A 13,565-nucleotide genomic window follows, 5' to 3' on the forward strand; every position below is an offset into this window, starting at 1 on the left:
GGCCGTACGCGACACGTCGTGGTCACGCTGCCCCATTGGGGCAACGCACCGCGGCTGATCCATGGAACGGATCTCGTCCTGACGGTCGCGCGCAATGCGCTCGCACTCCATGAATCCGATCCCTCTCTGGTTTTCTTCGAGCCGCCGTTTCCGATAGCGCCATTCCCGTTTGTGCAGGTCTGGCATGAGCGTCGCGCGAGCGATCCTGCTCACCTGTGGCTTCGCAACACCATTGCAGATGTCGTGACACATGCCCAAAGACTGACAAGCTAGGGCGCACTGGCCAACGGCGAGATTTTCCGAAGCGTATTGAGGTCGGGCGTGCGGACGATGCGATAAGTACCCTCGGTCTCCTCGCCTCCTTGCGAAATCGTGCAACCAGCTGATCTCGCAAACGAGCGTAGCGGCCTTTAGTTCCATCGATAAATCGCCTGCCCCTCCTGAGGGAAGGGCAGGCGGAGCGTATTAAGTCGTGAACCCATAAACGCGGACGACAATCTGATTTTTACAACGACGTGCCGTTAATTCCAGATCGTCACCGACGTGCTCGCCTTTTAGGGCAACTTCCAGAGGAGGACGGACGGTCTATTTCTTTTGATTGCCAGCGAAAGCGGCCGTCAAGCCAAGACCGATATACACGAAACCACTGACCCAGCGTTCAGCCTTGAGATAAACGGGACTGCGCTTCAGCCACTTGCCTGCCGTGCCGGCGGCAAGTGCGTAGGAGCTGTCCGTCAGAACGCCAATCGCTGTGTAAACGAGCCCGAGAAAAGCGATCTGCATAGCCACATGACCACGGTTGACGTCAACGAACTGCGGCAAGAAAGCCAGAAAGAACAATGCTGTCTTCGGATTGAGGAGATTGACGATAAAGCCCTCACGAAAGAGGCGCATGCGGCTTCGCGTCGGTAAACCGCCCTCAACGTCGGGAATGTCCGAGGGGCCGAAAAGCTTCTTGAGGCCAAGCCAGATCAGATAGGCCGCGCCGGCATACTTTACGACGCTGAAGGCGAGCGCGGATGACGCCAGCAGCGCCGACAACCCCACAGCGGCGGCGGCGACATGAACAAGCGTGGCCGCATGGATGCCAAGGATCGAAACGAGCCCGGCAGAGCGACCCTGCTCGACCGAGCGCGCGAAGATGTAAAGAACTGCCGGTCCCGGCACGAGAAGTAACACCAGTGTGGCGCTGACGAACAGGCTGAGATTCGTTGCGCTGGGAATTGCCAAATCCATGATTGTCTTGCCCCGTTTTATATTGCACGAACGATAGCATCGAACTGCCTCCAATGCGAGGTCGTCTTCTGCTTTTACGCTTTCACATCGCGACGATTTCTGGTTCAGGGCTCACGATGAGCCGATATGACCTGACAGATTTTGAATGGCGCATGATCAAGCCGCTATTACCTAACAAGCCGCGAGACGTGCCTCGCGTCGATGACCGACGCGTGTTGAACGGTATCTTCTGGGTCCTGCGATCTGGCGCGCCGTGGCGTGATCTGCCTGATCGCCATGGCCCACGCAAGCGGAGGCATTGCATTACGCCGTACATGACGGTTGAAAGCAATGTGTCCGAACCGGAAGCCGGCGCGGCTGAAGAGGTTCTTTTAAGCGCCCATCGCGCGCTCGGGAACCGTGGCCTCAACGGCGAGCAAGTCACCGCGGATCTGGACGATCATATTTCCAGGTGCAGCAAACGCTACAGGTCTTACCGCCCTGAAGACAATACATACCAGCCCTTCGACGGAGGTCCCCGGCGCCAGTGTCGGTAATGTCCCGCCCTCTGCACGGTCTATCAAGCTCTCAGGTGCTAGCTCGGGTTACTCCGGAATGTTCAAGGCTTGGTTCTCGTGAAACGCTGTTCGAGGACTTCGTTGCCCCACTGGGTTCCAAGCTGTTCCTCCGCGAGAACGAAGCCACGCGATTCGTATAGATATCGCGCCGTGTCGAGGCCGGCGAAGGTCCAGAGATGCGTCTGCTTGAAGCCATGCGCGTCCACAAAGGCCAAAGCTGCGTCCAGGAGGCACTTTCCTGCCCCCATCCCTCGAAGGGCAGGGTCGACGATAAACCAGCGGAGATGAGCGGTATCCGGCCCGATATCCTCGCCGTCGATGGCGACCGAACCAAGGATCCGGCCATCACGCATTGCCACCCATATCTGGTTTGTCGGCCTGTCCAGGCGGCCGCAAAACTCGGCCAAGCCGCTTGCGACGACGCTTTCGAAAGGCTGACCAAACCCGTATGCCTGAGAATAGTAGAGCGCATGCAGCCCGGTTATCTCAGCGATGAGGCCGGCCCGATACCCATCCAGCACGTGGATACCCTCGGATCGGGCGGTGTCGTCTGGGGGCGACAGTGCGCGGGCATAAAGCCGCATGCCGTCGAGAACAACTTGATCTTGCCCCGGTTCCAGACGTTCCAGCGCTCCGACAACCTGCTCGCGGGCGAAGGCATGGATGGCAGCGACGCGTTTTCGTCCAGCCGATGTCAGTGAAAGAAGTTTGGTTCGAGAATCCTCTTTGCCGGCAACCCATTGCACGTCGCCGGATTCGACGAGCTTGCGCAGCATTCTGCTGATGCTGGACTTTTCAAGGCGGAGAATTGCGGCCAGATCGCGCGCCGTTGCCGTTCCCTTCTCGATTTCGATGAGAGCGTGGACTGCAGAGGGGGGGAGCTCCGTGCCAGCAAAGTCTCCGCCCATGAAGCCAAGCTGCCGGACAAGTTGGCGGGAGGCTGCCCGGAGGGCATCGATTGTCGAATGGGATACGCCCATCATCATGCGCAGACCTTATAAAGTTGTATCGTGCAACTTTATGTCCGCGCTCGTTTCCGGCGTCAAGAGGAGGCGTGGTTTGCACGCCCTCTCACCCGCCTAAATCGTGCTCACCAAGGAAGTTGGTCCAGCGACGGGCCCAAGTGGCCACGCCTACGCTGACTTGCGAGCGGCAATCTGGAGATTCCTCGGGCAGATGCCGTATCGCTTGCGAAAAGCCCGGCTGAAATAGGCCGGGTCGTCGAAACCGAAATCGAATGCGACCTGTGTGACGGACATGCTGCTGTTGCCCAGCATAAGGGCGTCTTTTGCACCCTCCAGGCGGCGCTCTGAAAGGTAGCGCGAAAATGTGGTGCCGGTCCGCTTAAAAAGCTTCTGAATAGCGCGTGGTGAAACACCCTGTTGTCGGGCGACACCGGTAACTGAAAATGTGCTGTCCGCGAGGTTTGCTGCAATCGCCGTCTTGATCGCCGTCAGTCGGTCCGGACTGCCGGTCCGCTTCGTGTCGGCGGCAAGTTCAGCCACGAGCACGGGCAGCAACTGGTAGAAGTGGCGCACCATCATATCGGCGTGCCTGTCATTCTGCCGCTGTTGCTGCAGCATGTAGCCCGCATAGGTGATCAACAGTTGCAACGGCAGGCAGCTTGCGGAAATCTGCTGCATGAGAATGGCGGAAAGCTGCATATCCGACGCATTCACGACGTGGCTTGGGAGATAGGCGCAATCAAAACGCCCCCCGAGCGGCAACTCGATGGTAAGCGGTGCGTCCGCCATCGCGAAGATGACATCGCCTTCAGGGGCCTCGACCCGGTGTCGGCGCTGCTCGACGACAAGTGGCCCCTCCATCGCGCGCATGATCACGAGGCCCGATTCCGAAAGCCCGGTCGTCCAGAAGCGGACGGCGGTCGCCGGCAGGTAAAGTGTCGTCAGGGAGAGACCGACGGCTGGATTGGTCGGCGCCGTCATCAGTGCATTTCTCATTCGCAAGGCCGGCCTCAAAGCCGCGCTCGTGACACTAGGCGTGCTCCGAACGGTTTGTTTCCTCGTGTTCACGCTTTGCGCGGCCCATGTCTTGCCCGGTCCGATCGTCGCCATGAGCGCGTCGGCCTTCCAGTCATTGATCCGCTACATGGAACTCGTTGCCATCTATTCGCTCTTCATGAAGTCGTCTTCCAACGAGCAGCCCGGCACCGATTTCACCATTCTCACCTGTGCCGAACTCATCGTTTATCTCGTCGGGGCCTCCATCGCCGGCTTCCTCGCAGATCGCCTGGGTTACGCCATCCTGTTCGGCATCGCGACTTTTGTCTCCTTCGCCGGCATAGGACTGGCCTATCGGCAGTTGGCGAAGCTCGATCAGCGTGAATTGCCGGTTCGGCAGGGCGAAAAGGCATGACGCGAGCCGTACAGACAACGGCCGATGTGCAATTGGCGAACCCCGATCTCTTCCTGACGGTCTTCCTGGACCATCTTGAAACACATGCTCATGTCGAGCGCCAAGCTGATGGCGCTGACATTATGAGCGAATATGGGCATGTGCGCCTTCGGCGGTCTCTTGCGGGCTTCGCCATCGAGGCGACCGCGTCGACGGCATCGGAACTCGCCGTCATAAGAACCTTCATTGCAGATCACGTGTTCGAGTTTGCTGCGGACGCGCAGGTCGAATGGTCGGGTGAGGGCGCAACAGACGCCGTTCCAGCCAATTTCCAGGAGGTTCGCGTCGAGCGCGCGGAAGCGGTTACGCCAAGAATGCGACGCGTCGTCTTTCGGGCTGGCCGACTGCCTGCATTCCTGAACACGAACCACCATCATGTCCGGTTGCTTTTCCCGCCAGACGGAAAGGTGCCGCGCTGGCCGCGCCAATCGGCAAGTGGCCGCCTGACCTGGCCGGCCGGGGACGACACGCTTTCCAGCCGCGTTTACACGATACGGTGGGTTGATGAGCGGACATCCACCTTTGCCATCGATTTCGTGCTGCATCACGAAACGACATCCGGCCCAGGCGTTGCCTTCGCACACCGGGCGATACCGGGTGAGATAGCCGGCCTCATGGGTCCGGGCGGCGGTGGAACGCCTCCCGGCGAAAAGCTGCTTCTGATCGGAGACGAAACGGCGCTGCCTGCGATCGCCCGCATAGCGGAATCGCTTGCCGGACAAGCGGAAATAAAAGCCGTTGTCGAGGTCAGCGATATCGCCGAAACAGCCTATCTCTGTCCCGGGCCAGGTCTGCATATTGAGTGGTTACTGCGTAACGGACGTCCGGCCGGAGATCCCGCGATGATCCTTGATGCGGTGGAAACGCAGATCGACGATAAAGCAGGCGGACTCAGCGTCTGGGCGGGATGCGAGCATGGCGTCGCCGCTGAACTTCGAGCGTGCCTGTCGACGAGACTGCCACGTCTTGGCAAGACGTCCGTAACGGCCTATTGGAGGCGGCCCGCCAACGGCACGCGTCAATAGCACCACCCGTTGCAAACCACCCCCAGCCTTGCTCGCGCCGGACGGTTTCGACCAAGGTTTGCAGTCCGGCGTGCGTCTGATGATCGGATTCAACAAGAGGAAACGCCATGACGATCACAACGCGCTCCGGTTTTGCGGCCATCGCCCTGTCCCTTTCGGTCTCCGCGCCGGCCTATGCAGGCTGGGAAACGACGCGATGGGGCATGTCGCCCAAGGAGTCCATCGCGGTGCTCGACGGTGCTGCCGAGCATGCGCCAGCCGGCAATGAGATCTATGAGCAGGGGGGCAAAAAATACGCGCCGCTTGTCAAGCTTTCCCGCGAGATAGAGGGTGTGCCCGGTCAGGTATCATTGTTGTTCGACACCGATGAAAAGCTGCGCTTCGTCATGTTCAATCCCGCCGACGTTGCGGCGTGTGATGCGCTGGGGGCGGCGCTGGCGGAACGCTACGGTGCCGCCGACGCCGTGGGCGCGGGTGCGATCAGCATCTCGGACTGGGTCGATGGTGCGGAGGTGATCAAGCTGACGAAGGTGGGATCGTCCGTCTGCAACCTGTCCTACTCGGCGAACTGAAGCCGATGGCTTACTGCGTCCCGATGTTGAGAATGCCGGCCTTGCGCGTGAAATAGGACGACAAGATCTGCTCGTAGGCCGGGTTTCTTTCGATGCCCGGCTCGGCAAGCACCACCTTGACGGCGGCGGCGCAGAGCCCGTCGATGCCCTCAGCGGTCCCCGCTGTGATCTTGCCCTGTGCGTTGTCGCCGGCCATCGTCGTCCATCTTTGGGCGATCATGTCGGCGGCCTGCGCTTCGATCTTCTTGCGTGTTTCGGCGATGTCCGCGGACGGTGAAAGGACAAGCGACGGATCGATGCCCGTGATGCCGAAGGCGGGCGATATGACGACCGCCTTCACCGGTTTCTTTGTCATTCCGTAAATCGTTTTCGGCGAACGGGGAACGGCGGCTCTTCTCGGTTCAAGGCGGATCTACCGCCAGCGGGCGAGCAATGGACCTGATGAACCATATACCGGATCGGTACGGGGCAGGGGCACGGACGCGATCGTCGAGAGTTGTTCGGCGGAGGCGGCAGATGTTTGGATATCAGCATGTTGGTTAGGTGGGTATGCGCCCACCACCTCGAAGTCGTCAGAGCAGCCGAGATTTTGGTGTCCGGTGCCCGCTGGAAGGACGAGGCAATCGCCCTTCGAGACATGCAAGTGACGGCCTCCCGGCCCGCCGATCAGGAGGGTGGCGTTTCCCTTCGACACACCCAGGACCTCATGGGCTCTCGTATGGTAATGCTGATAGTCGAAAACCCCGTTGGTCCAGATGCCGATCCAGCCATTGGCCGCAAAAAGCGCTTCAAACGGCTTTTCACTTTCGACCGATCCATAGAGAAGAACCGGGAGCCGCGGATTGTTGGGTACCCATTCACTCGGATCGAACAGAATCTCTTCGACGGTCATTTCGGGCTTCTCCGCAATTCAACGCCGGCTTACCGATGTCACCGTTCACCATTGTGCACCTTAGCGCACATGCGGATCACGGTCTCGATGCAATCGCGATGCTGCAAGAATATGGCTGTCGGGTGCAAGCAGCTCATGTTTTTCTGCAAAGGCAGCGAACAGGCCGCGTGCCGTTTCCGCTTCGATCTCGCCGCGCAGTGCCGCGTTGCAAGCTTTGAGAGCGACCGAATGGGCGGCGTCCCTTGACGATGCCGGCCACTCGACGAGGTGCCGGTAAGCCTCCATTACCGAACGAACCTCGGCCGGAAAGCCGAGGCCGACAAGAATCGACAGGGGCTGCTCGAACATATCGGGTTTCATCCAGCTTCTCCTTCCTTGCCTTGGATGTGCTTGGGCGCCGCCGCAACGGCGCCCTCCGACTGGCGTCTGCTCACGCGGCTTCTTGTGCCTCGATCTGCGCCGGGGCGGAAGACTGTTCAAGCGCCGGAGCGCTCTGAATGGCGATCTTCCGCGGCTTCATTTCCTCAGGGATTTCGCGAACCAGGTCGATCGACAGGAGGCCATTGTTCAGATCCGCAGCGTTCACCCGGACATGATCGGCGAGCTCAAAGCGGTGTTCGAAGGAGCGGGCGGGGATGCCTCGATGGAGGTAGCCTTCCGCCGACGCCTCCTGTCTCTTGCCTGTGACGGTCAGGAGATTGGATTGGAACGTGATGTCGAGGTCGTCTTGTGCGAAACCCGCGACCGCGATCGATATCCGGTAGCTGTCATCGCCCGTCTTGGCGATGTCGTAGGGCGGCCAGTCGCTGATCGAGCGGGCACGCTGTGCGTTTTCCAGAAGATTGAAGACCCGATCGAAGCCGATGCTCGAGCGGAACAGCGGTGCGTAATCGTAAGATGTTGCCATAGCCATATCCTCCTTGAAGCAACATGGGTACGGAGCGCCGAAAGACGACGCTTCCAGCAAACCAGCCCTATCCAGCGGCTGGCGGCAGTCGATTTGGTTGCAAGCAATCCGCGTTTCAAGAGTTTTTTCGGAAAAAATTGCGCCTGTTGCGGCGGTTGTTGCCGGCCTGTCCTCAGCCGGAATGCTGTCTCAGCGACAGATACCGGCTCGATTCGCTGCAAACAGGAAGGGTTCATCGGTTATTAAGGTTAATCTAACATAATGGCTCCATACTTTTGGGGACAGCACAATGGCATCAATTCAACACAAGATCACCGCCGCGAGCATTGCCATATTTCTCATCGCAGGGGGCGCTGCCGGCGTCGGAATCTGGTCGGCGTCGACGATGAATGCGGATGCCGTCGATATTGCCGGGTCGGGGCAGATCCTTCGCAATCACATGCAGGCCGACATGATGCATGACGCCCTTCGCGCCGATGTACTTGCCGCGCTGCATGCCTCCAATCCCGCGGCCGGTATCAAGTTTGACCAGGTGAAAGCCGATCTCGCGGAGCACATCGCCTCGTTCCGCAGCGTGATCGACGAGAACAAGGTGCTGGCGAAAGATCCCGTCACGCAGAAGGCGCTTGCAGATGTCGAGCCGCCGCTCCTCACCTACATCGACAGCGCCACCAAGATGGTGGCAGCGGCGGAGAAAAGCCCTGTCGATGCGATGCGTGCGCTACCGGATTTCATGACGCAGTTCTCGGCGCTTGAAAGCGCGATGGAGCACGCCGGCGATCAAATCGAGACGGTCACCGCATCGATCTCCGACCAGAGCACCCAGACCGCGAATACCATCAACGACATGCTGAAAGCCATTCTCGGACTGACGCTGATCCTGTCCATCGCCCTTTTTGTCTTCTTTCGTCGATCCGTGACGGCTCCCATTCTTCAGCTGTCAGCAGGCATGGTGAAAATTGCCGATGGTGATACGGATGTGAATTGCGCCGGGCTTGGTCGCAAGGACGAGATCGGGACGATGGCCGCCGCGGTCGAGGTGTTCCGCAAGGCGGCGATTGCCAAACGCCAACTCGAGATGGAGGCTGCGCGGGCTCGCGAGCAGGCGGAGAGCGACCGTATCGCGACGCAGCAGAAGGCGGAGGCCGACGCGGCCGAGCGGCTGCGCATCGCAACCTCCGGCCTCGCCGGTGGCCTCAAGCGCCTGGCATCAGGCGATCTTGCTTTCCAGCTCAACGAGCCGTTTTCGCCGGATTTCGAGAGCCTTCGCCACGATTTCAATGCGTCTCTGAGCCAGTTGGGCGGAACGCTGATGGCGATCTCCCAGGCAATTTCGGCCATCGACGGCGGCACGCAGGAAATTTCGTCCGGCGCCAACGATCTTGCTCACCGCACGGAACGTCAAGCGGCCTCACTCGAACAGACCGCGGCTGCACTCGATGAAATCACGGCGAACGTGAGCAATTCCAGCAAGCGCACCGAGGAGGCCCGCGCCGCCGCAACGGAGGCTGATCATGGCGCTGTCCGATCGGTTGACGTGGTACGCCAAGCGGAGGAAGCGATGCAGCGGATCGAGAGCTCCTCGCAACAGATTTCAAATATTATCGGGGTCATCGATGAAATCGCCTTCCAGACCAACCTGCTTGCGCTGAACGCCGGGGTCGAAGCCGCGCGTGCCGGGGAAGCCGGCAAGGGGTTCGCCGTTGTCGCGCAGGAAGTCCGTGAACTCGCGCAGCGCTCTGCGACAGCCGCCAAGGAGATCAAAGCGCTGATCAACACGTCGTCTGCGGAAGTTGGAAGCGGCGTGCGGCTTGTGCGCGAGACGGGTGTCGCGCTCAACGAGATCGGAGAGCGCATTTCCGGTATCAACCAGCATATGAACGCCATTGCGACAGCGGCCAAGGAACAGTCGGTTGGCCTGGTGGAAGTCAACAAGGCCGTCAACACCATGGACCAGACGACACAGCAGAATGCGGCCATGGTGGAACAATCCACGGCGGCGTCCATGAACCTTGCTGCCGAAGCCCGTAAATTACGGGATTTGGTGGGGCAGTTCCGTTTCGATGATGCCGCCACGCCAGGCGCTTCGAGACTTCAGATGGCCTCGTAGCAATCGCTCCAAGCGTGGCCGACGTCGGGCGAAGAATCGCCCGGCTGGCGTCGTTGAAGGTGCCTTGGCGCCTGCAGAGCTCCAGGCTATTTTCCAGGCTACTCCAGGAATTCGCAGCCAGCTTCCTTCAGCGCCTTGTCGACCCAGTCGCGATTGACGGTGCCGGCCTTGGTTTCGGCCATCTGCTTAGCCTCGGCCTCGTGCTTTTTGATCGTTCCCTTGAGAACGTCAGCCGCGTGCGCTTTCGGCACGCAGACCACGCCGTCGATATCGCCGAGAATCAGATCGCCCGGCTCGACAACCGTGCCGTTGATCGCGATCGGAAGACCGATTTCGCCCGGGCCTGTGCGATATGGCCCCCGATGCGTCACGCCGACCGCGAAGGTGGGCAGATTGTGCTCCAGAAACGCCTCGGCATCGCGGATGGCGCCGTTGAGCACGAAGCCTGCGACACCGCGCCGGATCGCGTGCGCGAGCATCAGTTCGCCCATCAGCGAATTGGCCATATCAGCGGCGGCATCAACGACAATGACATCGCCCGGCTGCGCCATGTCGATCGCCTTGTGCAGCATCAGGTTGTCGCCCGGGCGCGTGCGCACCGTCAAAGCCGGGCCGGCGAGCGTACCGGAGCGGTGCATCGGCCGCATGCTCGTGCCGAGCCCGCAGATGCGCGACATGGAATCGCTGACATTGGCGACGGGCAGGTTGCGGAAGGCGTCCACGAGCGAAGGCTCGATGCGGTCCCAGTTCAGTTTGATGCGAAATCCATAAGTCATTGCAAGCCTCAGGCAGACAGTTCGGTTGGAGTGGCGATCGAGCGCTGATCGGGCGGGTTGCCATCGAGAACGCTGATGATGTGCCGGGCGGCAATGACCGCCATCGCATCGGCAGACCCATAGGTCACGCCGCCGATATGCGGCGTCGCAATGAGCGTCTCCAATGTCCACAGCGGGCTGTCGGCGGGCGGTGGTTCCGTGGCAAAGCTGTCAAGGGCGGCACCCGCGATGGTGCCGCCGGCAAGCGCCTGTGCCAAGTCTGCTTCGTTGATGATCCCCCCGCGCGCGGTGTTCACGAGAACCGCCGATTTCTTCATCAATCCAAGTCGTCGCGCATCGATGAGATTGCGCGTCGTCGCCGTGAGCGGGCAATGGATACTCAGCACGTCGACTGACGGCAGCATGGCATCGATATCACCGATGGATACGAAGCCATCGGCCTCGGCGGCTTCCGGTGCGAAGGGATCGTGGACCACGAGTTCCATACCGAGCGCTTCGGCCATTCGCGCCGTCTCCCTGCCGATCCCGCCATAACCGATGAGGCCGATCGTGGCGCCAAGGACGTCCTTGCCCGTGAAGGTCGGCTTCGGCCATTCGCCGCGCTTCACAGCCCTGTCGAGCGGAAGCACTTCCTTGATCAGGCTCAGCGCCAGTGCGATCGTGTGCTCGGCGACGGCGCGTGAATTCGAGCCCATAGCCCGAAGCACGGGAATACCAAGCTTGGCCGCCGCCGCAATGTCGACATTGTCGACGCCGACGCCATGCTTGGCGATGACCTTGAGTTTTGGCGATGCGGCGATAACCTCCGCGTTGATGCGTCCCTGGCGCACCATCAGGCCGTCGATTTCCAGCTCGGCGGCGCGCTTTGCCACAACGTCGGACGGGTCGTAGGGCGGGGAAAAGAAAACGTCGATATCGTGTTGGTTCAGCAGCCTGATCGCCTTTTCGGCGATCTTGTTGTGGCTCACGAGAATGCGCCGGCCTCGCGTGCCATGCTCGACGCCCTGTATGATATCATGGGTCATGTGGCGGCTCGTCCTTTCTCAGATCTGCGAAGTAGATTTTCGGCGCGCGTCACGATCGGCGCGTCGATGAACTGGCCGTCCAGCATGAAGGCGCCTCGCCCTGCCGCCGCCTCCTGCCTGCTGGCCGATACGACCTTGCGGGCCCATTCGACTTCCTCTGCGGTCGGCGCGAAGCACTCGTTGAGAATGGGCACGACCGACGGATGAATGCAGGTCGCACCATCAAATCCGAAGTCGCGCGCTTCCAGGGCGGCAGCTCGTATGGCGGCTTTGTCGGCAAAATCCACGGTCGTTCTCAGCAATCCGAAGGAAAGCAGACCCGCTTCCTTGGCCGCATAATGGATCATCAACTTGGGATAGCGCAGAACTTCAGGCGTCGGCTTTGCACCCATCGCCGTCGCGAGGTCTTCGCCACCGGACGTGAGAGCGAACACGCGCGGGCCATGGGCGATCGTCCGGACGTCCAGCAGACCCTTCATGTCCTCGATGAGAGGAACGAAGCCGATCGGGTGCCGATCCGCTTCATGCCCGGAAAGACCTTCCGCCAGATGAACGAGGCTGTCGACGCTGCTGACCTTCGGAATATAGAGCGCGTCGGCATTGGCCGTTACGGCTGCGATTGCATCGTCGAGCAGCCGGTAGGACTGGTTCACACGAACATAGACCTGGCAGCCGCCTTTCTTGATCTCCGGTACCCATTTCGCCAGACCGTCCCGGGCCTCGCTTTTGGCATTTTCCGGCACCGCATCTTCCAGGTCGATGATGACGACATCGGCGCCTCGCTGTCCCGCTTTTTCCAGGAAGCGCGGTGCGTTGCCAGGAACGTAAAGCAGCGAGGAGATCACGCCTCGTCCTCCAGATCCGCCGGCGTCATGCCGATTTCGGAAAGGATCGCCTCGGTCTGCTCACCGACATCAGGCGCCGGATGCCGAAAGACCCCGGGCGTCGCGGAAAAGCGCGGAAAGATGTTGTGTTGTGAAATGCTGCCAAGATCGGCATCCTCGACATCCACGATAATCTCCCGCTCGGCGAAATGCGGGTCGGTGCTGATATCGGCGATATCGTAGACAGGTCCGACGGTGGCGCCGGCGCCGCGCATTACGGCGAGGGCTTCGTCCCGGGTGCGGGTGACGAACCATGCCCCAAGGGCGGCGTCGACCAGTTCACGATGCCGGACGCGTTCCATGTTCGTGGAAAAACGTGGATCGTCCTTCATGTCGGGTCGGCCGATGATGTCGAAGATGCGCATTGCGATGACCTGGGTGGATCCCGACAGGGCCACATATTTCCCGTCGCTGCACAGATAGACGTTGCGCGGCGATACCGTGTTGGAGCCCGAGCCGGAGCGTTGCTTGACCTTGCCGGTGACTTGATAGATCGAGGCTTCCGGGCCGAGCGACGCAAAGATCGGCTCGAGAAGAGACAGGTCGATGACCTGGCCGGCAGCATCGCCGCGTTCGCGGGCAAACAGCGCCATCATCACGGCGTTTGCGCCGGTGAGGCCGGAGATCATGTCGGCCAGGGCAAGCGGTGGCAGTACCGGCTCGCGATCCGGAAAGCCGGTGCGCGACGCAAAACCGCTCATGGCCTCAACCAGCGTGCCGAACCCGGGCAGTTCCGCATAGGGGCCGTCCTGCCCGAAGCCGGATATCCGCACGATGACAAGCCTCGGATTGAGTTCGAGCAGGCTTTCCGGCGAAAGCCCCATCTTCTCGAGCGTGCCGGGACGATAGTTCTCGATGAAGACATCGGCTTTCGCCAGTAGCTTCTTCAGGGCTTCCAGGGCCTTGGGCTGGCGCAGGTTGAGTACGATCGAGCGTTTGTTGCGGCCATAGGTCTTCCAGTGCAGCGAATAGCCGTTATCGCGCCATTCGCGCAGCGAGTCTCCCTGCGGCGGCTCGACCTTGATGACATCCGCACCGAAATCACCAAGCTGCAGCGACAACATGTTGCCGGCGACGACGCGGCTCAGGTCAACGACACGGATCCCGCGCAGGGGGCCTATGCGGTCTGCCTGAAAGCGAACGGTTTTCTTGCTGTCTGCCATCGG

Annotated in this window: 15 protein-coding genes and 3 pseudogenes; 7 read left to right on the plus strand and 11 right to left on the minus strand. The window is 60.6% G+C overall.

Going from position 1 to position 13,565, the window contains the following annotated elements; genetic code table 11:
• Positions 1-273, plus strand: a pseudogene (locus GR158_RS25250) (LysR family transcriptional regulator); the annotation flags it as partial.
• 312 nt (positions 274-585) lie between these two features.
• On the opposite strand, the gene GR158_RS05610 reads toward GR158_RS25250, so the two are convergent.
• Complete coding sequence (locus GR158_RS05610; RefSeq protein ID WP_134646351.1) at positions 586-1,236, minus strand: LysE family translocator; 651 nt, start codon at positions 1,234-1,236, stop codon at positions 586-588.
• A gap of 116 nt (positions 1,237-1,352) precedes the next feature.
• Here GR158_RS05610 and GR158_RS05615 point away from each other — a divergent pair.
• Positions 1,353-1,520 (plus strand): annotated as a pseudogene (locus GR158_RS05615) (transposase); the annotation flags it as partial.
• Between the two features lie 168 nt (positions 1,521-1,688).
• Positions 1,689-1,772: pseudogene (locus tag GR158_RS05620) on the plus strand (BA14K family protein); the annotation flags it as partial.
• A gap of 62 nt (positions 1,773-1,834) precedes the next feature.
• On the opposite strand, the gene GR158_RS05625 reads toward GR158_RS05620, so the two are convergent.
• Entirely contained in the window at positions 1,835-2,773 is a 939-nt protein-coding gene (locus tag GR158_RS05625) for a helix-turn-helix domain-containing GNAT family N-acetyltransferase (RefSeq protein ID WP_160870624.1), read from the minus strand.
• A 153-nt stretch (positions 2,774-2,926) separates the two neighbouring features.
• On the minus strand, positions 2,927-3,739 hold the full coding sequence (locus tag GR158_RS05630) for an AraC family transcriptional regulator (protein WP_160870300.1): 813 nt from the start codon (positions 3,737-3,739) through the stop codon (positions 2,927-2,929).
• A 127-nt stretch (positions 3,740-3,866) separates the two neighbouring features.
• Here GR158_RS05630 and GR158_RS05635 point away from each other — a divergent pair, with 127 nt between their 5' ends.
• From GR158_RS05635 to GR158_RS05645, 3 genes are all read left to right on the plus strand, one after another.
• Positions 3,867-4,169: a hypothetical protein gene (locus GR158_RS05635; RefSeq protein ID WP_160870301.1), complete on the plus strand. Its 303-nt coding sequence runs from the start codon at positions 3,867-3,869 to the stop codon at positions 4,167-4,169.
• Positions 4,166-5,233, plus strand: a complete 1,068-nt coding sequence (locus GR158_RS05640; protein ID WP_160870302.1) for a siderophore-interacting protein — start codon at positions 4,166-4,168, stop codon at positions 5,231-5,233. Before GR158_RS05635 ends, GR158_RS05640 begins: the two co-directional genes overlap by 4 nt.
• A gap of 107 nt (positions 5,234-5,340) precedes the next feature.
• Complete coding sequence (locus tag GR158_RS05645) at positions 5,341-5,805, plus strand: hypothetical protein (protein ID WP_160870303.1); 465 nt, start codon at positions 5,341-5,343, stop codon at positions 5,803-5,805.
• A gap of 10 nt (positions 5,806-5,815) precedes the next feature.
• On the opposite strand, the gene GR158_RS05650 is transcribed toward GR158_RS05645, so the two are convergent.
• The 4 genes from GR158_RS05650 to GR158_RS05665 all read right to left on the minus strand — a co-directional run bounded on the left by GR158_RS05650 (position 5,816) and on the right by GR158_RS05665 (position 7,604).
• Positions 5,816-6,160, minus strand: a complete 345-nt coding sequence (locus GR158_RS05650) for a hypothetical protein (protein ID WP_160870304.1) — start codon at positions 6,158-6,160, stop codon at positions 5,816-5,818.
• Positions 6,161-6,217: 57 nt separating this feature from the next.
• Complete coding sequence (locus tag GR158_RS05655; RefSeq protein ID WP_160870305.1) at positions 6,218-6,697, minus strand: cupin domain-containing protein; 480 nt, start codon at positions 6,695-6,697, stop codon at positions 6,218-6,220.
• Between the two features lie 60 nt (positions 6,698-6,757).
• Positions 6,758-7,057, minus strand: coding sequence for a DUF982 domain-containing protein (locus GR158_RS05660; protein ID WP_160870306.1), 300 nt, complete (start codon positions 7,055-7,057; stop codon positions 6,758-6,760).
• A 70-nt stretch (positions 7,058-7,127) separates the two neighbouring features.
• Positions 7,128-7,604, minus strand: a complete 477-nt coding sequence (locus GR158_RS05665) for an Hsp20 family protein (protein WP_160870625.1) — start codon at positions 7,602-7,604, stop codon at positions 7,128-7,130.
• A 289-nt stretch (positions 7,605-7,893) separates the two neighbouring features.
• Here GR158_RS05665 and GR158_RS05670 point away from each other — a divergent pair, with 289 nt between their 5' ends.
• Positions 7,894-9,714, plus strand: coding sequence for a methyl-accepting chemotaxis protein (locus GR158_RS05670; RefSeq protein ID WP_134646367.1), 1,821 nt, complete (start codon positions 7,894-7,896; stop codon positions 9,712-9,714).
• Between the two features lie 98 nt (positions 9,715-9,812).
• On the opposite strand, the gene GR158_RS05675 is transcribed toward GR158_RS05670, so the two are convergent.
• The 4 genes from GR158_RS05675 to GR158_RS05690 are packed head-to-tail and all read right to left on the minus strand — an operon-like array spanning position 9,813 to position 13,562.
• Positions 9,813-10,490 (minus strand): RraA family protein, encoded by a 678-nt coding sequence (locus GR158_RS05675; protein ID WP_134646369.1) that lies wholly within the window; start codon positions 10,488-10,490, stop codon positions 9,813-9,815.
• Between the two features lie 8 nt (positions 10,491-10,498).
• Entirely contained in the window at positions 10,499-11,515 is a 1,017-nt protein-coding gene (locus tag GR158_RS05680) for a hydroxyacid dehydrogenase (protein WP_160870307.1), read from the minus strand.
• On the minus strand, positions 11,512-12,360 hold the full coding sequence (locus GR158_RS05685) for a CoA ester lyase (RefSeq protein WP_160870308.1): 849 nt from the start codon (positions 12,358-12,360) through the stop codon (positions 11,512-11,514). Before GR158_RS05685 ends, GR158_RS05680 begins: the two co-directional genes overlap by 4 nt.
• A complete protein-coding gene (locus tag GR158_RS05690) occupies positions 12,357-13,562 on the minus strand; it encodes a CaiB/BaiF CoA-transferase family protein (RefSeq protein WP_160870309.1) in 1,206 nt (401 codons plus the stop codon). Before GR158_RS05690 ends, GR158_RS05685 begins: the two co-directional genes overlap by 4 nt.
• Positions 13,563-13,565: the final 3 nt, after the last annotated feature.

The organism is Shinella sp. AETb1-6 (genome assembly GCF_009826875.1).
Lineage (GTDB): Bacteria > Pseudomonadota > Alphaproteobacteria > Rhizobiales > Rhizobiaceae > Shinella > Shinella sumterensis.